17 protein-coding genes are annotated in these 18,213 nt (G+C 59.9%); 12 read left to right on the top strand and 5 right to left on the bottom strand.

Annotation, left to right across the window (positions count from 1 at the left end; all coding sequences use genetic code 11):
- Positions 1–29 precede the first annotated feature (29 nt).
- The gene (locus AC13RC_RS13730; protein WP_488557449.1) at positions 30–1,802 is read right to left on the bottom strand and encodes a cytochrome c biogenesis protein DipZ; all 1,773 of its coding nucleotides are present in this window, start codon (positions 1,800–1,802) and stop codon (positions 30–32) included.
- 360 nt (positions 1,803–2,162) lie between these two features.
- Here AC13RC_RS13730 and AC13RC_RS13725 point away from each other — a divergent pair, with 360 nt between their 5' ends.
- The 8 genes from AC13RC_RS13725 (at position 2,163) to AC13RC_RS13690 (ending at position 9,494) form a co-directional block, all read left to right on the top strand.
- Positions 2,163–3,215 carry an alpha/beta fold hydrolase gene (locus AC13RC_RS13725; RefSeq protein ID WP_488557448.1) on the top strand — a complete coding sequence of 351 codons (1,053 nt, stop codon included), beginning with the start codon at positions 2,163–2,165 and terminating at the stop codon, positions 3,213–3,215.
- Positions 3,216–3,325: 110 nt separating this feature from the next.
- Positions 3,326–4,066 carry a response regulator gene (locus tag AC13RC_RS13720; RefSeq protein ID WP_113329663.1) on the top strand — a complete coding sequence of 247 codons (741 nt, stop codon included), beginning with the start codon at positions 3,326–3,328 and terminating at the stop codon, positions 4,064–4,066.
- Positions 4,063–5,385: an ATP-binding protein gene (locus tag AC13RC_RS13715; protein WP_488557447.1), complete on the top strand. Its 1,323-nt coding sequence runs from the start codon at positions 4,063–4,065 to the stop codon at positions 5,383–5,385. The genes AC13RC_RS13720 and AC13RC_RS13715 overlap by 4 nt, the downstream gene beginning before the upstream one ends.
- A gap of 457 nt (positions 5,386–5,842) precedes the next feature.
- Positions 5,843–6,259: an organic hydroperoxide resistance protein gene (locus AC13RC_RS13710; RefSeq protein ID WP_488557446.1), complete on the top strand. Its 417-nt coding sequence runs from the start codon at positions 5,843–5,845 to the stop codon at positions 6,257–6,259.
- A gap of 314 nt (positions 6,260–6,573) precedes the next feature.
- On the top strand, positions 6,574–7,305 hold the full coding sequence (gene minC, locus AC13RC_RS13705) for a septum site-determining protein MinC (protein WP_069610362.1): 732 nt from the start codon (positions 6,574–6,576) through the stop codon (positions 7,303–7,305).
- A 29-nt stretch (positions 7,306–7,334) separates the two neighbouring features.
- Positions 7,335–8,150, top strand: coding sequence for a septum site-determining protein MinD (gene minD, locus AC13RC_RS13700; RefSeq protein ID WP_095437032.1), 816 nt, complete (start codon positions 7,335–7,337; stop codon positions 8,148–8,150).
- The gene (minE, locus tag AC13RC_RS13695; RefSeq protein WP_069610364.1) at positions 8,147–8,407 is read left to right on the top strand and encodes a cell division topological specificity factor MinE; all 261 of its coding nucleotides are present in this window, start codon (positions 8,147–8,149) and stop codon (positions 8,405–8,407) included. Before minD ends, minE begins: the two co-directional genes overlap by 4 nt.
- 307 nt (positions 8,408–8,714) lie before the next feature.
- Positions 8,715–9,494 (top strand): polysaccharide deacetylase family protein, encoded by a 780-nt coding sequence (locus AC13RC_RS13690; protein WP_488557445.1) that lies wholly within the window; start codon positions 8,715–8,717, stop codon positions 9,492–9,494.
- A gap of 125 nt (positions 9,495–9,619) precedes the next feature.
- Here the strand turns inward: AC13RC_RS13690 and AC13RC_RS13685 are convergent, their stop codons facing one another.
- Entirely contained in the window at positions 9,620–9,991 is a 372-nt protein-coding gene (locus tag AC13RC_RS13685) for a winged helix-turn-helix transcriptional regulator (protein WP_488557444.1), read from the bottom strand.
- A gap of 148 nt (positions 9,992–10,139) precedes the next feature.
- Here AC13RC_RS13685 and AC13RC_RS13680 point away from each other — a divergent pair, with 148 nt between their 5' ends.
- Positions 10,140–11,024, top strand: a complete 885-nt coding sequence (locus AC13RC_RS13680; protein ID WP_488557443.1) for an alpha/beta fold hydrolase — start codon at positions 10,140–10,142, stop codon at positions 11,022–11,024.
- Positions 11,025–11,168: 144 nt separating this feature from the next.
- On the opposite strand, the gene AC13RC_RS13675 is transcribed toward AC13RC_RS13680, so the two are convergent.
- Positions 11,169–11,777, bottom strand: coding sequence for a TetR-like C-terminal domain-containing protein (locus tag AC13RC_RS13675; protein WP_113329668.1), 609 nt, complete (start codon positions 11,775–11,777; stop codon positions 11,169–11,171).
- 134 nt (positions 11,778–11,911) lie between these two features.
- Here AC13RC_RS13675 and AC13RC_RS13670 point away from each other — a divergent pair, with 134 nt between their 5' ends.
- The 3 genes from AC13RC_RS13670 (at position 11,912) to AC13RC_RS13660 (ending at position 16,404) form a co-directional block, all read left to right on the top strand.
- On the top strand, positions 11,912–12,601 hold the full coding sequence (locus AC13RC_RS13670; protein ID WP_488557442.1) for a PspA/IM30 family protein: 690 nt from the start codon (positions 11,912–11,914) through the stop codon (positions 12,599–12,601).
- Between the two features lie 35 nt (positions 12,602–12,636).
- On the top strand, positions 12,637–12,918 hold the full coding sequence (locus AC13RC_RS13665; protein ID WP_069610368.1) for a YiaA/YiaB family inner membrane protein: 282 nt from the start codon (positions 12,637–12,639) through the stop codon (positions 12,916–12,918).
- 90 nt (positions 12,919–13,008) lie between these two features.
- Positions 13,009–16,404 carry an acyl-[ACP]--phospholipid O-acyltransferase gene (locus AC13RC_RS13660; RefSeq protein WP_488557441.1) on the top strand — a complete coding sequence of 1,132 codons (3,396 nt, stop codon included), beginning with the start codon at positions 13,009–13,011 and terminating at the stop codon, positions 16,402–16,404.
- Positions 16,405–16,495: 91 nt separating this feature from the next.
- Here AC13RC_RS13660 and AC13RC_RS13655 read toward each other — a convergent pair whose 3' ends face one another.
- On the bottom strand, positions 16,496–17,509 hold the full coding sequence (locus tag AC13RC_RS13655; protein WP_488557440.1) for a sensor histidine kinase: 1,014 nt from the start codon (positions 17,507–17,509) through the stop codon (positions 16,496–16,498).
- Positions 17,509–18,213, bottom strand: a complete 705-nt coding sequence (locus tag AC13RC_RS13650; RefSeq protein ID WP_113351034.1) for a response regulator — start codon at positions 18,211–18,213, stop codon at positions 17,509–17,511. Before AC13RC_RS13650 ends, AC13RC_RS13655 begins: the two co-directional genes overlap by 1 nt.

The following is an 18,213-nucleotide window of genomic DNA, read 5'->3' as shown; positions in this document are numbered from 1 at the left end:
GCTTCATGCTTGGGGGGTGAAGGGGAATTTCAGCCGAAAGTGAAGGCGTAGGCCTGCACCGCGGGATCGAGGAAACGGATCTCGAAGTTGCGGGCGGTGACGTCGCCGGACTGGCGGACGAGCTGATAGAGCTTGGTGGCCGTCACTGTGCCGTTGCCGTCGGCGTCGATATCGGAACCGTGGTCGGCGCCGGGCGCCTTTCCATCCACGGTCACTTGGAAGCGGATCGGCTTTCCATCTGCCGAGGGGCCAAGGACGAGGTGCAGGTCGCGGGCGCTGAAGCGGTAAGTGATGCCGCCGCCTGCCTTATCGAGCGATGCCTGTTCCGGGCCGATTGTCCAGGTGCCCGTCAGACCCCATTGATTGAGGCCGGGATTGGCAATGGAATAGTCGGCGGCCGTATCTGCCTTCAGTCCTTCGGGGGAGACGAAGCCTGTCGCCTGGCTATAGCCGATATAGGTTTCGCCGGAGCGGATATGGCTGAGGTCCGGGCTTGCTTCCGCACCCTTTGCATTCGGAACCACAGGGGCGCTCTGGGCCATGTCGCTGCCTGCTTCGCGCAAGAGGTCCTGGATTGCCTGTTCGGTCTGGCGGTAGTTGCCTTCGCCGAAATGCTGGTAGCGGATCTGTCCCTTGGCATCGATCAGATAATGGGCAGGCCAGTAGTTGTTTTCGAAGGCTCGCCAGATGCGGTAGTCGTTGTCGATCGCAACGGGGTAGCTGATCTTGAAGTCGGCGACTGCCTTCTTGACGTTGTCGACATTCTTCTCGAAGGCGAATTCCGGAGCATGGACGCCGATGACGACGAGGCCCTGATCCTTATACTTTTCCGCCCAGGCACGAACATAGGGAATGGTGCGGATGCAGTTGATGCAGGAATAGGTCCAGAAATCGATGAGGACGACCTTGCCGCGAAGCTGAGCCATTGTCAGCGGCTGCGAGTTCAGCCAGGTGACCGCGCCATCGAGCGACGGAGCGGGGCCTTCGACGGGCAGATTGCTGTGGAACGGGCGCACCTCGTCTGTCGCAACCTTGATGGCGCTGTTGCTGGCAACCTCGGTTTCCGGGGCTGAGGTCTTGGGGCGCAGCTTCTCCAGCAAGGTCTGCTCAAAGGAACGGGTGCTGGCGTAGGAGAGGCGGGCGAGCAGACCGGTATCAAGGCCAAGGGCGATCGCAGCAACGCCGGCGAGAACGGCAGCACCGGCAAACTGGCGGATGCGCTCGCTGATACCGAGGGACTGCTTCATGCGGGCAAAGATCTTGCCGCCGGCAAAGAGAGCAACGGCAAGCGAGGTCGAGGCACCGGCACCATAGGCAAGCAGCAGGAAGGTCGTCTGCAGATTGGCGCCCTTCAAAGCCGCACCCGTCAGGACGAGCCCGAGGATCGGGCCGGCACAGGGTGCCCAAAGCAGGCCCGTTGCGATGCCAAGCACGAAGGAGCTTCTGACGCTCGCTGTTGCCCGATTGGCTCCGGCGGCGTTCAGCAGGTTGTTGCCGAGATCGACGGCCGGTCGGGAGAGGGCGCTGGCGATGCGCGGCGAAATCAAGCTCAGGCCGAAGAGGCCGAGCAGAACGATCGCCGCGAGGCGGCCATATTCATTGGCGCGGATCGCCCAGGCACCGCCGACAGCAGCCAGCGTCGCGACGACAGCAAAGGTGAGCGCCATGCCCGCAAGCATGGGAAGCGTGCTGCGGACGAAGGGCTGTCCTGCACGGGCAAAGACGAAGGGGAGGATGGGCAGGATGCACGGACTGAGAATCGTCAGCGCTCCTCCGAGATAAGCTATGATAAGAAGCGTCATCGTTCTTGTTCCTTTAGAAGCGATTGAGCGGCTGCGAACGGCCAGGTGCCGTGTGCAGCAGTGACGCTATCTGCCGGTGGCGACGTATCTCAAATGTGTCTGATTGGATGGCCGAATGTACCGAAACGTCGACGTCTCGGGCTGCGATACATTGCGATACAAATTGATTGTCGCGAGCCGATTTGGACAGGGGTCTCGGCGCCTATCGAATGTTTGCGGGTCAGGCGTAGTGGATTGTATCACACTGTATCTGTGCCGCCGGAAGCTACAAAGGCATTCAAAACGCCACTGGCTGCGACACATCGGCGATACATGTGGCTGGCTCTCTTATGCTCACGATCCAATCGACAGGAGATAGAGATGTCCGAGGAAATCAACCACACCCGCCGCCGCTTTTTCGGCATGGCCGCCATCGCCGTCGCCGCTGCCGAATTCGGCCTGCCTGCCATTGCCGGCACACAAGAAACAAAGGCTTCCGCATCGACCCTGCCGGCGATCAAGGCCGGCACTCACACGTCCTTCGACGCGCTGAAGCAGATCAATGCCGGCGTGCTCAATGTCGGTTATGCGGAAGCCGGCCCGGTCGATGGCCCGGTCGTGCTGCTGCTGCACGGCTGGCCCTATGATATCTATAGCTTCGTCGATGTCGCGCCGCTCTTGGCCGGTGCCGGCTACCGGGTCATCATCCCCTATCTTCGCGGCTATGGCACCACCAGCTTCCTTTCAAAGGACACGCCGCGCAACGGTCAGCAGGCGGCACTCGCCGCCGATATGATTGCGCTTCTCGATGCGCTGAAGATCGATAAGGTTGTCGTTGCCGGCTATGATTGGGGCGGCCGCACCGCCGACATCATGGCCGCACTTTGGCCCGAGCGCTGCAAGGCGTTGGTCTCGGTCAGCGGCTATCTCATCGGCAGCCAGGAGGTCAACCGCAAGCCGCTGCCGCCAAAGGCAGAGCTCGCATGGTGGTATCAATTCTATTTCGCCACCGAGCGCGGCCGTCTCGGCTACCAGGAGAATCGGCACGATTTCGCAAAGCTGATCTGGCACACCGCCTCGCCGCAATGGGCTTTTGACGATGCCACTTTCGATCGTTCGGCTGCAGCCTTCGACAATCCCGACCATGTCGACATTGTCATCCATAACTACCGCTGGCGCCTCGGTCTGGTCGAAGGCGAGGCGAAGTTCGATGCCTATGAAAAGAAGCTCGCCACCGGCCCGGTGATTTCGATCCCGACCATCACCATGGAAGGTGACGCCAACGGCGCGCCGCATCCGGAGCCTGCGGCCTATCGCGGCAAGTTCTCGGGCAAGTACGAGCATCGCACCATCACCGGCGGCATCGGCCACAATCTGCCGCAGGAAGCGCCGCAGGCTTTCGCCCAGGCTGTAATAGATGTTGATCGTTTCTAGTTCAGCGGTAGCGTGTGGGAGGGTGCCGGCGTAAGCTGGCGCCTCCTGTCGTTGGTGCTATGAGGGAATGTTCGTAGCTCGATGCTTACGATGATGAGTGGGAAATCGAAATGGATCATATCGACCATATCCTGATCGTGGATGACGATCGGGAAATCCGCGAACTGGTGTCGAGCTATCTGAAAAAGAACGGTCTGCGGGCGACAACGGCCGCCGATGGCCGGCAGATGCGCAGTTTCCTCGAGGCCAATTCAGTCGATCTGATCGTGCTCGACGTGATGATGCCCGGCGACGACGGCCTGGTGCTTTGTCGCGAGCTTCGTGCCGGAAAGCACAAGGCGACACCCATTCTGATGCTGACGGCGCGCAGCGACGAAATGGACCGGATCCTTGGCCTGGAAATGGGCGCGGACGATTATCTGGCAAAGCCGTTTGCCGCCCGCGAGCTGCTTGCCCGCATCAAGGCGGTTCTTCGGCGCACCCGCATGCTGCCGCCCAATTTGCAGATCAGCGAAGCCGGTCAATTGTTGGTCTTCGGAGACTGGCGGCTGGATACGGTCGGCCGTCATCTGCTCGATAAGGACGGCACGGAGATCACGCTTAGCGGTGCGGAATACCGCCTGCTGCGCGTTTTCATCGATCATCCGCAGCGGGTGCTCAACCGCGACCAGCTTCTGAATCTCACCCAGGGCCGCGACGCCGATCTCTTCGATCGCTCCATCGACCTGCTCGTCAGTCGTCTTCGTCAGCGGCTGGGGGATGACGCGCGGGAGCCGATGTATATCAAGACGGTGCGCAGCGAAGGCTATGTTTTCTCCGTGCCGGTGGAAATTGCGGAGCTTCGCCCATGACGGTGATCGACCTTTCGGGTCACCGGCCATGGTGGCCGAGCACCCTGCGTGCTCGCATTTCGCTGATCCTGCTGGCTGGCCTCGCAATTGCTTACGGCCTGTCTTTCAGCGTGCTTTATATCGAGCGCTATATGTCGGCAAAGGCGGTCATGCTCGGCACGCTGGAGAACGACGTTGCGACCTCGATCGCGGTTCTTGATCGCCTGCCGGCCGATGAGAGGGCGAATTTCGTCGATTGGCTCAGCCGCGGCAATTACAATTTCGAGCTGGGGACGGGCCTGCCTGGTGTGCCCGATACCTCTGCCCATGGCGCGGAGATCGCCGCCAAGATAGAAGAGGCGGTTGGCCATCGCTTTCCCATTCGCATGGAATCGATACCAGGGCCGATCTCGCGGCTGCAGGCACATCTCAATTTGAGCGATGGCAGTCCGCTGACGATCGATGTTACGCCCAAGGGCGTCATGCCGATCGCGGCCTGGCTGCCCTATGTCTTCGTTGTACAGATGCTGCTGATCGTGCTTTGTACCTGGTTTGCCGTCCGCCAAGCGACACGTCCGCTCGCCGAGCTTGCTGCTGCGGCCGATGCGCTCGATCCGAACAACAAGAGTCCGGCCTTGAGCGATAGGGGGCCGAGCGAAGTGGCGCATGCCGCCAGGGCCTTCAATGCCATGCGGGATCGAATCGCGCATTATCTCGAAGAGCGCGTGCAGATCCTGGCGGCGATCTCGCACGATCTGCAGACGCCGATCACCCGCATGCGCCTGCGCGCCGACATTGCCGACGATTCGCCCGAGAAAACTAAGCTCTTGCAGGATCTCGGCGAGATCGAGCGTCTGGTGCAGGACGGGATCGCCTATGCACGCAGCGCGCACGGCAATGGCGAGAAGAGCGCCCGCATCGATCTCGCTTCCTTCATCGAAAGCATCAGCTACGATTATCAGGACACCGGCAAGTCCGTCGAGATTCTTGGCCTGATCCAGGGCACGGCGACGACGAAGCCGCATGCGCTCCGCCGCATCCTCACCAACTTCATCGACAATGCCCTGAAGTTTGCCGGTGCGGCGGAAATCGCCGTGGAGCGGCGGGATACGGGCCAGATTGCGATCACTGTTCTGGATCGCGGTCCCGGCATTCCGCAGGACCAGATAGAGGCGGCGATGCAGCCCTTCTTCCGGCTGGAGCAGTCACGCAACCGCAACACCGGTGGCACTGGGCTTGGTCTGGCGATTGCCCAGCAGCTAGCCCAGACGCTCGGCGGCTCCGTCAGACTCTATAACCGCGAAGGCGGCGGCCTGGCCGCCGAGGTCGTCATTTCCTGATCGCGCGGAAAGGATTTAGATAACTGGTCGTCTGTTCGTCCGGATGGCGGTTAAATCCAACCAAAGAGCCGCGCTAGTAGCAGGAGCATAATAGCTAGCGCCAACCAAGACAGGAGTCGTTCTCTGGATCGTCGTTTGGCATCCTCTTTGGAAACAACTTTATATGCCTCCATCCGAATCTTCTCTGCATCCCCGTCCAGATCGCGTGTCTCGAAATGTTGTCTGGTTTCGTTGTACCCCAAGCGTGTCTCCGACTTCGCCGTTCCTGTTATCCGGTCCATTTATTATTTTCAGGATCTTTGTAAGCATTTGTATCCGGCGTGTTAAGCCCCACGTTTTGTAACACTTCCGGCGATTCCGGAAACATGCCGGATACGTCGATCCATCAAAAACAACTCCGTCAACAGACGTTGTCCGCACGACATAGCAGACGGGCGACGCAACGAAGGAGTGTTCCATGACCAAGATCGACAAGGTTCTCTATACCGGCAAGACCCATACCATCGGCGGCCGCGATGGTTTCGCTCGCAGCGATGACAGCCAGCTCGATGTCAAGCTTTCGCCTCCCGGCAGCGCCCATGCCGGTACCAATCCCGAGCAGCTCTTTGCAGCCGGCTGGTCGGCCTGTTTTATCGGCGCAATGGGTCTTGCCGCGGGAAAGCGCAAGGTCAAGCTGCCGGCCGATCTCGCCGTCGATGCCGAAGTGGATCTGGGTACCACGGATGGTGCTTACTTCCTGCAGGCGCGCCTGACCATCAGCATGCCCGGCATCGAGCCAGAGCTTGCCCGAACGCTGGTCGAGGAAGCCCACCAGACCTGCCCCTATTCGAAGGCGACTCGCGGCAACATCAATGTCGAGCTGAAGCTCGCCTGAGAATCGCTCAAGCGTCGATATTGCGCGTCGTTCCGGAGGGTGCGGCGCGCCGAATCGTTAATTTTTCTGCATTGACTATCAAGCAGGCCGGCGCCTGCTTTTCCCTCTGGAGGATTTCATGCGACCAATCATTCTTCTCCTTGCAGGAGCTGCGATTTTTGCCGCTCCCTGCGTCTACGACCCCAGCTCCAACGAGCCTTCGGCGCTTGCGAGCCTCGCCGTTTTGTGGGGCGGTTCGGGCCCCAATCGAGCCCCGAATTAACCATTTGTTAACCATATCAACGGTACACAGGATCAACGATTTATTCACATAGATGACCAAAGTGCTAACAGACGCTCGTTCGATCCGTATCAAGGGCCGCTCCTTTCTTGCGGTCATGCTTTCGCCGGATCTTCCGCTGGACCAGTGGTTGACCAGGCTTGACGACCTTGCAGCCCGTTCGGCCGGCTTCTTTCTGGGGCGGCCGGTCGTGCTCGACATCACCGATCTGCCGATCGACAAGGCGCAGCTCAAGGAGCTGATTGCCGAGCTTTCGGCCCGCAATGTCAGCATCATGGGCATTGAGGGCGGTCGCCCGTCGATATCAGGCCCCGGCATGCCGCCGATCCTGAAGGGTGGGCGTCCGGCTGCCGATTTCGAAGTCTCCGAGGCCGAACCGGTCGTGGAGCGCCGCAATAGCGAGCCCAAGGCGCCGCCGCCGGAAGTTCGTGCGGTTACGCAGTCGCTGATCATCCGCGAGCCGGTACGATCCGGCCAATCGGTGATCTTTCCCGAAGGCGATGTCACTGTCATCGGTTCGGTGGCATCGGGCGCGGAAGTTATCGCGGGTGGATCGGTCCATATTTACGGCGCCCTGCGCGGCCGCGCCATGGCAGGATCGATCGGCAATGCCTCGGCGCGAATCTTTTGCCGCAAGCTCGAGGCCGAGCTGCTGGCGATCGATGGCATCTACAAGATGGCGGAAGACATATCACCCGGCCTCAAGGGGCAAGCCGTCCAGCTCTGGCTGGATGGTGAAACGATCATGGCCGAAAAACTAATCTGAGCCGAAGCCGGCCAAAACAGGAGAGCAAGATGGGCAAGGTAATCGTCGTCACATCAGGCAAGGGCGGAGTTGGAAAGACGACTTCGACGGCCGCATTGGGGGCGGCTCTGGCGCAGAGAAACGAAAAGGTCGTCGTTGTCGATTTCGACGTCGGCCTGCGCAACCTCGACCTGGTCATGGGCGCGGAACGCCGCGTTGTATACGACCTTGTCAACGTCATCCACGGCGATGCCAAGCTGCCGCAGGCGCTGATCCGCGACAAGCGGTTGGAGACGCTCTTCCTCCTGCCGGCTTCGCAGACCCGCGACAAAGATAATCTGACGCCCGAGGGTGTCGAGCGCGTCATCAACGAGCTCAAGAATTATTTCGATTGGGTCATCTGCGACAGCCCGGCCGGTATCGAGCGCGGCGCCACGCTTGCCATGCGTCATGCCGACGTCGCCGTCGTCGTCACCAACCCGGAAGTCTCCTCGGTACGCGATTCCGACCGGATCATCGGCCTGCTGGACTCCAAGACGCTGAAGGCGGAGCGCGGCGAGCGCATGGAAAAGCACCTGCTGCTGACCCGCTTCGATGCTGGCCGCGCCGAACGCGGCGACATGCTGAAGGTCGACGACGTGCTGGAGATCCTCTCCATCCCGTTGCTCGGCATCATCCCGGAAAGCACTGATGTCCTGCGCGCGTCCAACCTCGGCTCGCCCGTGACGCTTGCCGACGCGCGCTGCGCGCCGTCGCTTGCCTATTTCGACGCCGCACGCCGTCTTGCCGGCGAGCAGGTGCCGATCACTATCCCCGGCGAGAAGCGGGGTATCTTCGGCAAGATCTTCGCAAGGAGGGCCGCATGAGCATTTTCGGACTGTTCCGCAAGCAGAGATCTGCACCTATGGCGCGAGAGCGTCTGCAGATTCTCCTTGCCCATGAGCGCGCCTCGATAGGCTCGGATCTCGTATCCGTGCTGAGGGAGGAAATCCTCGCCGTCATCGCCAAGCATGTGCAGGTCGATCGCGACAAGGTGCAAGTGAAGATGGATCGCGACAAGGATGTCTCAATGCTGGAGATCGATGTCGAGATCCCGCGCGACGCGGCCTTGCAGGCCGCCTGACGAAAGATCAGCGCTTGTAAAATCTGCGAATTCTGTCACATGGAATTCTCGTGTGACAGAATTGCTAAAATTTTCGCACCTACCTCTTGCAAAGAGTGCGATTCGCGATTATTTGCAGCCCATCACCTGTATCGATGGCCTGCCGCGCTGACATTTCTGTGTCGAGCCGGTGTTCGCTGTCCGGGTCAATAAGCAAGGGCGCTCCCCAGAAATGGGTAGAGCGCCCTTTGCTTTTGTCGCATTCCTGGTGCTTTTCTTGTTCCATGCGATATGCCAGTTTGCAGCGATGAGGCGGGAGGCGGCTGGCTTGAGCAGGTTGAATTATCGATGGAATGCGATCTTCAGATGGCTGCTCACCGGCCTCTTGGTTGCGGCCTGCGCCGTCTCTGCTCGCGCGGCCGATAAGACGATCTTTCTGACTTTCGATGACGGCCCTTTGCCTGGAACGAAGAACATTCTTTCCGTGCTAAGTCAGGAAAATGTCCCCGCCGCCATGTTCATGGTCGGCCAGCATGTCGAAACTATTCCGGCCGGGCGCGACCTCTTGGCGGAGGCCAAGGCGATGCCGCTGGTGACTGTCGGCAATCACAGCTACAGCCACGCCAATAATCGCTATAGACGATACTATTCCAATACCCAGGCCGTGGTTGCCGACATGCTGCACGCCAATGAGGTGCTGGGTCTGACGCCTATCGTCAATGCGCGACTGCCGGGCAGGGATGTCTTCCGGCTTCCGACCGTATCGCGGGAGGATCTATCCATCAACGTCGCCCAATGGGAGCGCGAGTGGCTGGACTACGAGCTCGTCGCCGAAGCGGGGTTCTATCTCTTCGGCTGGGATTTCGAATGGGTGCATAGCGACGACGGCAAGCCGGTCCAATCGGTGGACCATCTCGTCAACGAGATCGACCACCTTTTTCAATACGGTCGTTTCACGCAGCGTGGAAAGATGATCCTGCTCATGCATGACGAGATGTTTCAGGACCAGTTCAATGGTCGCGAAAACCTGCAGTCGCTGATCCGCAAGCTTAGGGAGCGCGGCTACGCTTTCGGCGACATCAGGAATTATGCGCCCTCGAAACCTTGAACACTTCTGTGTCTTCAGGTTCGGGTCTGTGATCTCTCGGACATAGCGCGAAATCACCGTGCATGTTTGCGCGGCAGGGCGAAGGCTCGAGACAGAAGCGATCGTCGTTTTCGAATATGCTCGCCTTATGTATTCGCGCGGGTGTCATAGTTTTCCTGTGCCTCTTCGATGTGCCGCAGATGGTTGATCGCCCATTCGTAGACCGCGCCGAACGGCACTTGAAGCGTCCGGCCAAGATCGGTGATCGAATATTCCACCGCGACCGGTGAGGTTGCCAGCACTCTACGCGAAATCAGCCCGTTTCTTTCAAGCCGTCGCAATGCCTGGGTCAGCGCCTTGTGAGTAATTCCTTCCAACCTGCGCATGAACTCATTGAAGCGGGTGGGCTTTTCCTCAAGCACGGTCAGTATCATGACGGACCATTTGTTCGCGACCTGATCGAAGAACGAGCGCGCCGCACAGTCCGCGAAGAAGACGTTGTCCACCTTGCCGGGCATCTGGATATCCTCCGGTATATCTACGCACTTTAAGGTGCGTAATTGATCGTAGATTGACAATGTATATCTACGAGTCACCGAGCAATCAACACCGGGCCGCCGAGCGGGAAGCTGGCGGACATGCCAGAGATTTCAAAGGAGACTATCAGTGGCAGAGAGCAATTTCGACCTATCGCGGCGCGGTCTGATGACCATCCTTGGAATGACGGTTGCGGCTGCTGCTGCAGGCCCCGGTGCTGCCCTTGCCGCGCCGCTGCGCACCGCCAAGCTTTTCTATACGGTCTCCGGAAAGGGCCGGAACGTAATGCTGCTGCATGGCTGGACGTGTGATTCCCATGACTGGAGTTGGCAATTGCCCGCCCTTGAAAGCCGCTATCGGGTCGTTGCCGTCGATCTGCGCGGCCATGGCTGGTCCGAGATCATGCCATCAGGCAGCTACATGCCTGGCGACTATGTTCGTGACATCGAAGCTCTGATCGAAAGGAAATTCGAGGGTGAGAGATTTATATTGATAGGACATTCCATGGGTGGGCAGGTCGCCGCGCGCCTTGCGGCAAAGCGGCCGGATCTTGTCGATGCGGTTGTATCAGTCGATGGTTCTCTCGGCTTTGCGGACAGCCTTGGGCCGATCTTCAAGAAAACCGTCGACGGCCTCCAGACGCAGAGTCCCGGCGTGGTCGGTCCGGCCCTGTTCGAAAGCGTCTACGACCCTTCAACCGATCCCGCAATCAAGCGCTGGCATGCAAGACGACTTCAGGGAATGCCGGAGCATCCTGTTCGAGAATCCTTCGGACCGCTATTCTTCGGATCTGATCAGGTCGGCCTTGGCAGCAATAGCGAAACCTTCTGCAAGACGATCACAGTCCCTTTCTATCATCTCTGCCGTGACGAGAGCCAGGCGGCGCGGATGCGCACATGGTTCTCGAACGAGAAGTCCAAGGTCGATGTCTGGAAGAACGCCGGGCACTGGATCATGCAGGACCGCAAGGACGATGTGAACTCGGCGATCGTGTCTTGGGTGGAGTTGCTATGAGCGAGGGGGCTGAGTGCTCCCTTAATGAAGTTCCAAGCTGACAGAAGGAGTCGACGGGGATATCGAGGCAGTCAGGAAACCGTTCGTTGAAGCGGCGGTCTGAACGGCACCATACGACGGAGCGCGTTTCCCTTACAGCGGGTATTAGCCTTGCCTCGCCGCAGCTCCCGCTGCGACCGTCAGGATGAAATCGTCGAGCTCCTGTTCCAGGCTTTCGATCGGCAAGCCGACGAAACGCCCTTCGAGGCTGATGCTGACGACGCCATGCACGGCGCCGAAGAGCGTTCTCGCCCGGATTGCACGTGCCGTTTCCGACATGTTCGGCTGCAACTCCGCGAGCGGCTCGGCAATGACGCCCATCAGGAACATATGCTCTTCGAGATGCCATTCGGGGCTCGGGCGGTCATCGGGAGGCCGATGGTCGAACAGCGCCTTCCACAGATTGCGATGGGTGACCGCAAAGCGCAGATAGCCCCGTGCGAGATTGCGCAGCCGGTCGGTTGGGGTGTGATTCTTGACTTCGGCCAGTGTCAGCGACGCTTCCAGCGCCTTCAGCGTCGCCGAATTGACGTGAATGACCAGATCGTCGAGATCAGCAAAGACAGTGTAAAGACCTCCGAGAGCACAGCCGACATCCTGTGTGACGTCGCGCGCCCTCAGGTTGGAAATCCCGTTGGCTGCAATGCGATTGCGTGCCGCCTCGATCAACCTGAGCTTCAGGTCCTCGCGCTTTTCCAGAGTTTTTCTCGCCATTGACAATTCCAATCCGATTTTTTTGAACATCCAATCCGATTTTTTTGAACATCGTTCAAAATTTTTCTTGAACGATGTTCATCATTCTGGCATACATCGTTTCGTGAACATCGTTCATAAACGGGAGACGACAAATGTTCAATTCAATTCTGACGCTCATTCGCGGTCGGGCCTGCGATGCCGAACAGGCATTCATCGATCGCAACGCGGTGCCGCTGCTGGCCCAGCAGATCCGCGAGGCGGCCAGCGCGATTCAGTCGGCGCGGCGGGCCGTGGCGATTGCCATCGCGCAGAATGAGCAGGAAAAGAACCGGCACGCAGCGATCATCGGCCGCATTGCGGACTTGGAAACACGCGCCGTCGCCGCCCTGCAGAAGGGAAGCGAAGAACTTGCGCGGGAGGCGGCCGAGGCGATCGCCCAACTCGAAGCCGAGCGCGACGCATCCGAGAAGGCACAGGCGCAATTCACTCAGACGATCGGCAAACTCAAGGCAACCGTTCGCACATCGGAAGCGCGGCTGCAGGAATTGCAGCGGGGCGAACGCCTGGCGCGCGCCACCGAGCAGACACAGAAGCTCAATGCCGCCTGCGACGACAATTCCGGCCTGGCGACACTCGATGACGCCGAGGAGACGCTTGCCCGTCTTCAGGCCTATCAGAGCCGCTGCGAGATCGCAGCCTCGGCCATGAAGGAGATGGATGCCGCGAGCCGACAGGCACATATCATCGAAAAACTCGCCAATGCCGGCTGCGGCGCACCGCTCGGTCCTTCGGCCGACGACGTGCTTACCCGCCTGCGTGAGCGCATGAATTCAGCAGCCTGAAAACAAACTCATCAGATAATTGAGAGGATACGATCATGAACGACAGCTTTCAGAAACATTCCCAGGCTTGGGTCAGCTTTTCCTACATCTCTTTTGCCGCTGCCGCATTTATGCTCCTCATTGGCCTTTACATGATGCCGATCGATCTCTGGGGCAAAGGCTATCTCGCCATGGGCATCCTGATGCTGGTGCAGACGGCGGTCAACGTCACCAAGACGATCCGAGACAATAGCGAAGCCGACAAGCTGATCCGCAAGGTAGAAGATGCCCGTACGGAAAAGCTTCTGGTTAAGTTCAATCGTGACGGTCAGGACTAGTCTTTATTAACGACGCCGTAGAGTTGTATCCGCGCTCAATCTTTGCGTAACAACTCTATGGCGTCCTGTTGGCCGAATGAGGGATACGCCATGCAAACGCACCTGATGAGATCGAGGAAGTTCGCGCCGCTGTTCTGGACGCAATTCCTGACCGCCTTCAATGATAATTTCTTAAAGCAGACTCTGGTTTTCGTCATTCTCGCGCAGATGGCGACGGAGGGTGCGGCGTTGGTCACACTTGCCGGCGGCATCTTCATCGTGCCGTTCCTGCTCCTGTCGGCGATTGCGGGCGAGCTTGCCGACAAATACGACAAGGCCAAGATGGCAGAGCTTTTGAAGCGCTGCGAGCTCGGTGTCGCGGCGATCTCCGTTGTCGGCATCGCCTTCTCCTCCATCTGGATCCTGATGCTTGCCCTCTTCGGCTTCGGCGTCATTTCCTCGCTCTTTGGGCCGATCAAATACGGCATCCTGCCGGATCATCTGCAAAGCCGAGATCTTCCAAAGGCGAATGCGTGGATCGAGGGCGGTACTTTCATTGCCATCTTGACCGGCACGATGGTTGCGGCGGTCGCCTTCCGCGAGGGCGAAAATGTCTGGATCTTCGGGCCGATGATGATGGGGCTTTCCATCCTCTGCTGGTTCGCCGCCCGCCTGATTCCTGCGACGGGCTCCAAGGCGCCGGATCTCGTCGTCGACACCAATGTCGTGCGTTCCAGCTACAGGCTGGTCAACGAGCTTCGTGCCGATAGCCGCATCTGGCGGGCTTCGCTGATGAACTGCTGGTTCTGGTTCGTGGGCGCCTTCATCATGTCGATGCTGCCGGTCATGGTCACCGATATTCTCGGCGGCTCGGAAATCGTCGTTCCCGCCTATCTGGCGATCTTCGCGATCTCCGTCGCCATTGGCTCGGCCATTGCCGGATGGATGGCGGCCGGCCGTATCGTGCTTCTGCCGGCGCCCATCGGCATGCTGATCGTCGCGCTCTTCGGCCTCGATCTCGGCTGGAGCCTGTGGGGTCTGGAGTCGACCTCTCATGCCGAAACCATTCTTGCCTTCTTTGCCGGACCGAAGACCATCCGCGTTGCCATCGATCTCGCCGGCATGGCGATCGGCGGTGCGTTCCTGGCCGTCCCGACGTTTTCGGCCATGCAGAGCTGGGCGCATGAGGATCGCCGCGCTCGCGTCATCGGCGCGTCGAATGTGCTTTCCGCTCTCTTCATTGCCGTCGGCCTGGCGCTTGTGGCGGTGCTTCAGGCCGTAGGCCTGTCGATCCCGATGATCATTCTCAGCATCTCCGTGCTCAACGTGGCGATCGCCTGGCTCATGCTGAAAATGCTGCCAACCAATGCCTTCCGTGATCTCATCTCCATCATCTTCCGCGCCTTCATGCGGCTGGAGGTCGAGGGCCTTGAGAACATCCGCAAGGCCGGCCCCGCACCGATCATCGCGCTCAACCATGTAAGCCTGCTCGACGGTGCTCTCGCGCTCGCCATCACCGAGGAAGAGCCGGTCTTTGCCATCGACTATGCCTTCGCGAGGAAATGGTGGGTACGGCCGCTTTTGAAGATGTGCAAGTTCCTGCCGCTCGACCCGACCAAGCCGATGGCGACGCGCTCGCTGATCAAGGTCATCCAGGACGGCAGCCCGGTCGGCATCTTCCCCGAGGGACGCCTGACCGTCACCGGCACGCTGATGAAGGTCTATGACGGTGCCGCCATGGTCGCCGACAAGACCGGCGCGATGATCGTACCCGTTCGCATCGATGGTTTGGAGAAGAGCTATGCTTCCTATCTGACGTCGAACCATGTTCGCCGCCGCCTCTTCCCCAAGGTCAAGGTGACGATCCTCGAGCCGGTCAAGCTCGATGTTCCCGCGGAACTCAAGGGCAGGAAGCGCCGTATCGCCGCAGGTGCCGCTCTCTACCAGATCATGTCGACGCTGATGTTCCGCACCGCCGACACCAATAATACCGTCCTTGGACGCGTCATCGACAGCGCCCATGAATATGGCGGCAAGAAACTCGCTGTCGAAGACCCGATCGCCGGCAAGCTCTCCTATGCCAAGCTGCTGACAGGGGCTGCGGTATTGGGTGCGAAGTTCAGGAAGATGTTCCCGAACGAGAAGACGCTCGGCGTGATGCTGCCGAATGCCAATGGCACCGCCGCGACCGTGCTCGGCGTTATGTCGGCGGGCAAGGTTCCGGCCATGCTGAACTTCACGGCTGGTGCGGCCAACATCCTATCCGCCTGTCGGACGGCTGAGGTCAAGCATGTGCTCTGCTCGCGTGCCTTCATCACGCAGGCAAAGCTCGGTCCCGTGGTCGAGGAGCTCGAAAAGCATGTGACCCTCGTCTGGCTGGACGAGCTGCGCACGCAGATCACCGCTTTCGACAAGATCGTCGGCCTCATGCGCAAATATCGGCCACAGGTGAAGCGCAGCGCCGACGATCCGGCCGTCATTCTCTTTACCTCCGGTTCGGAAGGGGCACCGAAGGGCGTGGTGCTGACGCACCGCAATGTTCTCTCGAATGCCGCCCAGGCCGCCTCGCGCATCGACTTCCACCCTGGCGACAAGGTGTTCAATGTCTTGCCGATGTTTCACTCCTTCGGCCTGACGGCGGGCACTATCCTGCCGCTGGTCTCGGGCGTGCCGGTGTTCTTCTATCCGTCGCCACTGCACTACCGCATCGTGCCGGAGCTGATCTATGTGTCGAACGCTACTATCGTCTTCGGCACGGATACGTTCCTGAACGGCTATGCCCGCACAGCTCATCCTTACGATTTGCGGTCGATCCGCTACATCTTCTCGGGTGCCGAGCCTGTGAAGGCATCGACCCGCGAGGTCTATATGGAGAAGTTCGGCCTGCGCATCCTGGAAGGCTATGGCGTCACCGAAGCCGCGCCGGTCATATCGCTGAACACGCCGATGTACAACCGCACCGGAACGGTCGGCAAGATCATGCCGGGGATAGAATGGAAGCTCGAGCCGGTACCCGGCATCGACGAGGGCGGCCGTCTTCTGATCCGCGGCGCCAACGTCATGGCCGGCTACCTGCGCGCCGACAATCCCGGCGTCCTCGAGCCGCTGCCTGAGGGTTGGCACGATACCGGCGACATCGTTACGATCGATGAGGACGGCTTCGTCAAGATCCGCGGCCGCGCCAAGCGCTTCGCCAAGATCGGCGGCGAAATGATCTCGCTTGCCGCGGTGGAAACGCTTGCCGCACAGCTCTGGCCGGGTGCTCTCAGCGTCGTCTCGGCGGTGCCCGACGTCAAGAAGGGCGAGCGTCTCGTGCTCCTGACCGATGCGCCGGATGCGACGCGAAGCGATTTCCTAGCATTCGCCAAATCGAAGGGCGCCACGGAAATGATGGTCCCCGCCGAAGTGACCGTCGGCAAGGTGCCGGTTCTCGGCTCCGGCAAGGTCGATTTCGTCGCGGCACGCGCCATGGCTTTGGAAGCTCAAGCGCAGTCACAGGCGGCGTAAGCTCCGGATCCTGAAGCAGTGGAGCGGTCGATGGTTTCTGCCATCGGCCGCTTTTTGCTGCCAGTTCATGGCGGAGTGCATCACTTTCGTTTCAGGCGGCAATTGGCAGGATGATCTGAAACGTCGTGCCATCCTTGCCGCTATCCAACAACTCGACGCTACCGCCATGCGAAGCGAGCATCGCTCTCACGATGCCGAGGCCCATGCCCGTGCCGCCATCGTCCCGCCGCGTCGAAAAGAAGGGCTCGAAGACGCGATCCCGATTGCCATCGGCAATGCCACGACCATTATCGCGCACCTGGATCGTCATTCTCCGCCCTTCGTCGCTTGCCTTGATTGTAAGGCTTGTGGCGCCGTTCTGAGAGGCATTTTCCGCCAGATTGGCGAAGACAATACAGGCGGCCTCGACTGGCAGCGGCAGCATCTTGACGACGCTGCCTTCGTCGCTAATGGCCAATTGGCGAAATTGCATCTTTAGCTCGGTTATAACGTCGCGAAGGCTGCTTGAACCTTGCTCGGACGGGAGCTCGGCTTTCGCCAGCTCTCGCAGGCGGGACAATAGCCTGTCCAGCCGTTCGGTGTCTGCGATGATGTTTGCGAGAAAGCGGTTGCGCTGCTCCTGGCTCATCGGATTGCTGTCGTCATCGTCGCGCAGCAGTTCCGCCGCTCCCTTGATTGAGGTGAGGGGCGATTTCAGTTCGTGCGAAACATGGGTGGCAAAGGAGCGCACATAATCGGAATGATCGACCAGCTTGCCGGCGAGATCGAGAAAGCTCTGCGAAAGGGTTGCGACCTCGCGCGTGCCGTAGATGTCGAGCGGCCGGATTGCGGATCGTCCGCCGCGGGCGATCTCTTCGGTGCGGGCGATCAGGGCATTGATCGGCGTAGTCAGCGTGCGCGTGAGCACATAGGCGACGATGAGGGTGAGGATCAGAACGGCAGCGAGGGTGGCGATCTCCGCCGGTGCCATGGCTCCCGAGGCGGCGCGTACGGCGCGAAACCAGATGACAGTCAGCAGCGGCAGCATCATCACGGTCAGAAGCACGGCATAGACGATGAGGGCAAGCGGCGGCCGCCACTTCGGCTTTACCCTTGGCGCGTGCATCAGACGCTTCCTTCCGTTGGTGATGTCAGCTTGAAGCCGATGCCGTGCACCGTGGCGATGATGCCCTTGCCGCCGGCGGCCGAAAGCTTGGCGCGAAGATTGCGGATATGGCTGTCTATGGTGCGGTCTGCGACCTGCATGTCAGCGCCATAGGCCGCTTCCATCAGTTGATCGCGGCTGAAGACGATCTCGGGGCGCGACAGCAGCGTATCGAGGATCGAGAACTCAAGTGCGGTCAAGGTGAGAGGTACATCGGCGAAACTGGCGGTGCGGCCACCGCGATTGAGCCGCAGAGATCCCACGGACACGGAGCTATTGGCCGCATCCGGCTCAGAGCCATGGCCGGTTCGCTTCAGGATAGTCTTTACCCGGGCAACCAGTTCGCGCGGGCTGAAAGGTTTGGTGACATAATCGTCGCCGCCGATTTCCAGGCCGAGGATCCTGTCGATTTCTTCGTCGCGCGCCGACAGGAAGAGGATCGGAAGGTTCGATGTCTTGCGAATGCGGCGGCAGACTTCCAGTCCATCCATATCGGGCATGCCAACGTCGAGGACGATGAGATCGAGACCGCCTTTGTGAAAGGCCATCATGGCCTCAGTGCCATTGCGCGCGGTCGTCGTCTTCATGCCGGCGCGGTCGAGCGCGAAGCAGATCACGTCGCGAATATTCGGTTCGTCGTCGGCGACGAGGATGCGCTGGGCCAT

Source organism: Martinezella sp. CNPSo 3890, assembly GCF_057784455.1.
Note: the sequence above shows the minus strand (reverse complement) of the source record. Positions and strands in the feature narration are given on the sequence as shown.

Coding starts and splice junctions, on each gene's coding strand:
- AC13RC_RS13650 (WP_113351034.1), bottom strand. CDS start 18,213: ATGGCCCAGCGCATCCTCGTCGCCGACGACGAACCGAATATTCGCGAC.
- AC13RC_RS13655 (WP_488557440.1), bottom strand. CDS start 17,509: ATGCACGCGCCAAGGGTAAAGCCGAAGTGGCGGCCGCCGCTTGCCCTC.
- AC13RC_RS13675 (WP_113329668.1), bottom strand. CDS start 11,777: ATGGCGAGAAAAACTCTGGAAAAGCGCGAGGACCTGAAGCTCAGGTTG.
- AC13RC_RS13710 (WP_488557446.1), top strand. CDS start 5,843: ATGACCAAGATCGACAAGGTTCTCTATACCGGCAAGACCCATACCATC.
- minC (WP_069610362.1), top strand. CDS start 6,574: ATGACCAAAGTGCTAACAGACGCTCGTTCGATCCGTATCAAGGGCCGC.
- AC13RC_RS13730 (WP_488557449.1), bottom strand. CDS start 1,802: ATGACGCTTCTTATCATAGCTTATCTCGGAGGAGCGCTGACGATTCTC.
- AC13RC_RS13670 (WP_488557442.1), top strand. CDS start 11,912: ATGTTCAATTCAATTCTGACGCTCATTCGCGGTCGGGCCTGCGATGCC.
- AC13RC_RS13685 (WP_488557444.1), bottom strand. CDS start 9,991: ATGCCCGGCAAGGTGGACAACGTCTTCTTCGCGGACTGTGCGGCGCGC.
- minE (WP_069610364.1), top strand. CDS start 8,147: ATGAGCATTTTCGGACTGTTCCGCAAGCAGAGATCTGCACCTATGGCG.
- AC13RC_RS13725 (WP_488557448.1), top strand. CDS start 2,163: ATGTCCGAGGAAATCAACCACACCCGCCGCCGCTTTTTCGGCATGGCC.
- minD (WP_095437032.1), top strand. CDS start 7,335: ATGGGCAAGGTAATCGTCGTCACATCAGGCAAGGGCGGAGTTGGAAAG.
- AC13RC_RS13660 (WP_488557441.1), top strand. CDS start 13,009: ATGCAAACGCACCTGATGAGATCGAGGAAGTTCGCGCCGCTGTTCTGG.
- AC13RC_RS13715 (WP_488557447.1), top strand. CDS start 4,063: ATGACGGTGATCGACCTTTCGGGTCACCGGCCATGGTGGCCGAGCACC.
- AC13RC_RS13665 (WP_069610368.1), top strand. CDS start 12,637: ATGAACGACAGCTTTCAGAAACATTCCCAGGCTTGGGTCAGCTTTTCC.
- AC13RC_RS13720 (WP_113329663.1), top strand. CDS start 3,326: ATGGATCATATCGACCATATCCTGATCGTGGATGACGATCGGGAAATC.